Annotated in this window: 7 protein-coding genes (1 of these 7 only partly in view); all 7 read left to right on the plus strand. The window is 63.4% G+C overall.

The genetic code is table 11. The annotated features are described in order from the left end of the window. On the plus strand, positions 1-241 hold a 241-nt coding region (locus CTR53_RS19755), incomplete at its 5' end, for a methyl-accepting chemotaxis protein (RefSeq protein ID WP_367159005.1). A gap of 352 nt (positions 242-593) precedes the next feature. Continuing rightward, positions 594-1,091, plus strand: a complete 498-nt coding sequence (locus CTR53_RS19760) for a hypothetical protein (protein ID WP_290817658.1) — start codon at positions 594-596, stop codon at positions 1,089-1,091. 158 nt (positions 1,092-1,249) lie between these two features. Further along, positions 1,250-1,840: an imidazoleglycerol-phosphate dehydratase HisB gene (hisB, locus tag CTR53_RS19765; RefSeq protein ID WP_290817661.1), complete on the plus strand. Its 591-nt coding sequence runs from the start codon at positions 1,250-1,252 to the stop codon at positions 1,838-1,840. A gap of 9 nt (positions 1,841-1,849) precedes the next feature. Beyond that, positions 1,850-2,329 (plus strand): DUF2628 domain-containing protein, encoded by a 480-nt coding sequence (locus CTR53_RS19770; protein WP_290817665.1) that lies wholly within the window; start codon positions 1,850-1,852, stop codon positions 2,327-2,329. Positions 2,330-2,343: 14 nt separating this feature from the next. After that, a complete protein-coding gene (gene hisH, locus CTR53_RS19775; RefSeq protein WP_290817668.1) occupies positions 2,344-2,991 on the plus strand; it encodes an imidazole glycerol phosphate synthase subunit HisH in 648 nt (215 codons plus the stop codon). A 53-nt stretch (positions 2,992-3,044) separates the two neighbouring features. Then, entirely contained in the window at positions 3,045-3,593 is a 549-nt protein-coding gene (locus CTR53_RS19780) for a GNAT family N-acetyltransferase (RefSeq protein ID WP_290817671.1), read from the plus strand. Then, positions 3,590-3,669, plus strand: the beginning of a protein-coding gene (locus CTR53_RS19785; RefSeq protein ID WP_290817674.1) for a HisA/HisF-related TIM barrel protein. It continues 394 nt past the right edge of the window; only the first 80 of its 474 coding nucleotides appear in the window; it begins with the start codon at positions 3,590-3,592; its stop codon lies off the right edge, out of view. Before CTR53_RS19780 ends, CTR53_RS19785 begins: the two co-directional genes overlap by 4 nt.

The raw sequence follows: 3,669 nt of genomic DNA on the forward strand, positions 1-3,669 counted from the left end.
CGCGGCGCTGGCCGAGATCGTGACCTCGGTGAAGAAGGTGTCGGACATCGTGGCCGAGATCGCTGCCGCCTCTGCTGAGCAGTCGCGCGGGCTGGAGGAGGTCAATGGCGCGGTGGTCAACATGGACGAGATGACCCAGCGCAACGGCGCCTTGGTCGAGCAGACCAATGCCTCGGCCCAGGCCATGGCAAACCAGGCCGGCGAACTGGCGGTGCTGGTGGCGCGCTTCCGCATCGCCTGATCGGCCCCGGCTTCCGCTCCGGCCAGGCCTCGCCCGGTGGCCTATTAACCATACCGCGAATAGCGAGCAACGGAGTTCTATTTCTATTCCTGATCGAATACAGTTGTATTCGACAGCATAGACAAAAAGCGGTATCCTCGACCTTTTCTGCTCGCCAAAAACGAGTAGTGGAACTAGTCTGGACTCGCAGAGCGAGTCCGATTGCTTGTAAACAAAGGATTTTTTGGCTTAACCACAACTGTCGTCCCTGTATCATCAGCAGACTGTCTAAATCGCGTGCACCAAGGAAACTTTTCCAATCATTGCTGCTCTGCCCGTCCCCGGACCCTGAAGTCCGGCCGGTCAGGGCCGCATGGCTGCTGACGCCGAGGTCGAGATGCGCGACCGGCTCGGGCGGGTGCTGGCACTGCTGCAGGCGACGCCGTTGCCGCGCGACCTGATCGACAATCCCGATCAGACCGGCCAGTGGCTGATCGCACTGGGCAACCTGAACCAGGCCGTCACGCTGCTGCGACCGCAGCCCCAGATGCGACCGGGGGCGGTGCTTGCCGCACCGACCGCCTACGAAACCCGCGGCGAACGCGTGATCCGCGCCTTTCACCGCATGATCGAGGGCCTGCCGCTCGCCTGTCTGGGCAACCTGTCGCCAGTGATCAAACTCGGCCTGCTCTGGCCGCTGCTGATGGATCTGGAAGTGCTGGAACGGCGCCTGCTCGTGCTGCCGGCGACCGAGGTCTCGCCCTATACCGCGCGGGTGACGCAGTATCGCCGTGACGCGGCAGTCATGGCCTCGCGCCATGTCGCGCCGGATCCGCCGCTGCGCCCGGCTGCCAGCATTCCGGTCCCCTGAGAAAACCCCGCTAAATCGCGAAAACAGCCGGGAAAACGGCTGTCCTGCCTGGCAAAAGCAAGGTAGGCAACGCTGCCGGTTCCTGCTATACCGCGCCCGACCCCGGCCGGGCATGTCAGTCCGGCAGTGGAAAGCGGGGCCGCAGAAGGAGAGCGTCCATGGCCCGTACGGCCAGCGTTGCGCGGAAAACCAACGAAACCGAGATTTCGGTCAAGCTCGACCTCGATGGCCAGGGCACCTACAAGGTGTCGACCGGCGTCGGTTTCCTCGACCATATGCTCGAGCAGCTTGCGCGACACAGCCTGATCGACCTTGAGGTCCAGGCCAAGGGCGATATCCATATCGATTTCCACCACCTGACCGAAGATACCGGCATTGCCATCGGTGAAGCCGTGTCGAAGGCGCTGGGCGACCGCAAGGGTATCACGCGCTATGCCGACGCGCTGATCCCGATGGACGAGACGCTGACCCGCGTCGCCATGGATGTGTCGAACCGCCCGTATCTGATCTGGAAGGTGAACTTCACCAAGCCCAAGCTTGGCGACATGGACACCGAACTGTTCAAGGAGTGGTTCCAGGCGTTTGCGCAGAATGCCGGCATCACGCTGCATATCGAAAATCTCTATGGTGAGAACAATCACCATATCGTCGAGTCCTGCTACAAGGGCGTGGCGCGCGCATTGCGACACGCCATCACGCTCGACGCCCGCAGCCCGCATGCGGTGCCGTCGACCAAGGGCAAGCTCTAAGAGGCGTTCATGCGATTTTACACCATCCATGAGCGCCCCGCGCAGAGAGCCGGCGGCGACGCAGACGTGTTGGCGATTGCATCGGGCTTTCGCTGGTGGGCGGCGATCATGCCGATCATCTGGCTGCTGTGGCACCGGCTCTGGCTCGGCGTCGCGCTCTACCTGCTGTTCAGCGCAGCACTCGGCGTGGCTTTGGCGCTCGGCGACATCGCCGAACCGGCAGCGACGGCGATCGGCCTCGCGGTCGGCCTGCTGATCGGATTCAGTGCGGCGGATTACTGGCGCTGGACGCTGGAGCGGCGCGGCTGGCGGCTGGTCGCCGTGCTGCGTGCCGATGCGTCTGCGGATGCCGAAGGGCTGTATATCCGCAACCGCGGCGCATCCGCGCCTGTCGTCGGCCCGATGCCGCAGGGCTTCCCACCCGCCATGCTGCCGCCATCTGCGCCCATGGCTGCACGCGGCGCGGAAGCCTTCCCCAGACTACTATGAAGAATGGGGCTGCTATGAAACGCGTCGCATTGATCGATTACGGCTCCGGCAATCTGCGCTCCGCCGCTAAGGCGATCCAGCGCGCCGCCGATGAAAACAACATTGCGCTCGATCTCAAGGTGACGGCGAAAACCGGTGACGTCACTGCCGCCGATGCCATCGTGCTGCCCGGCGTCGGCGCCTTCGCCGACTGCTACCGTGGCCTGAGCAGCCTGGATGGCATGATCGATGCGCTGAACGATCAGGTTCTGCAACGCGCCAAACCTTTCCTGGGAATTTGTGTCGGCATGCAGCTGATGGCGAGCGTCGGCCGCGAGCATGGCGAACATAAGGGGCTGGGCTGGATCGACGGCGCCGTCGAACTGCTGAAACCCTCCGATCCTGAGCTGAAGATTCCGCATATGGGCTGGAACCAGCTGAAGCTTCGCCAGCCGCAGCATCCGGTGCTGGCCGGGATCAACACCGGCGATCATGCCTATTTCGTGCACAGCTACCACATGGTGCCGGAAAAGCGCGATGTGGTTCTGGCCGAAGCCGACTATGGCGGCCCGGTTCTGGCCGCAATTGGTCGCGACAATATGGTCGGCACACAGTTTCATCCGGAAAAGAGCCAGGCTACGGGATTGCGGCTGCTGGCCAATTTCCTGCGCTGGCGTCCCTGAATACGCCGTTTTTTGAGTCTGTGGATCTGGGCCAGTTCGAGTTGGGTATGGGCATGAACACCAAAGTGAAGACCACCGCACCGAATGCCATGATCGAAAAGGTCGAGGCGCTGAATGACGACGAACTCGACGAGCTGTGCGATGCCGCCGAGAAGGCGATCCTCGACGGCAACGGTTTCGGCTGGCTCAAGGCGCCGTCGCGCACCGTGCTGGAACGCTACTGGCGCGGCGTGCTGCTGATGCCGCAGCGCGATCTCTTCATTGCCCGGCTGGACGGCGCTGTCGTCGGCTCCAGCCAGCTGCTGCGGCCGCCGCCGAACAACGAGGCGCAGTCGCATTCGGCGCAGATCACCTCCTTCTTCATTGCGCCAGAAGCGCGTGGCCACGGCCTGGCGCGCGGCCTGATCAAACTGGCGGAAGACACCGCGCGCGAGGGCGGCTACCGCCAGGTCGATCTCGACATGCGCGCCAGCCAGCAGGCCGCCATTCAGCTGGCCGAAGGCGCCGGCTATCGCCGCTGGGGCACCAAGCCACGCTATGCGCTGGTCGATGGCGTCTATCTCGACGGCTATTTCTATTCCAAGACCCTGGTGGACGAATGAGCGCGCTCAACCTGTATCCCGCCATCGATCTGAAGAATGGCGAATGCGTGCGCCTGCAGCAGGGCGACATGGCGCG

It is taken from the genome of Ferrovibrio sp. (assembly GCF_002796975.1).
In the GTDB taxonomy this organism is placed as follows: domain Bacteria; phylum Pseudomonadota; class Alphaproteobacteria; order Ferrovibrionales; family Ferrovibrionaceae; genus Ferrovibrio.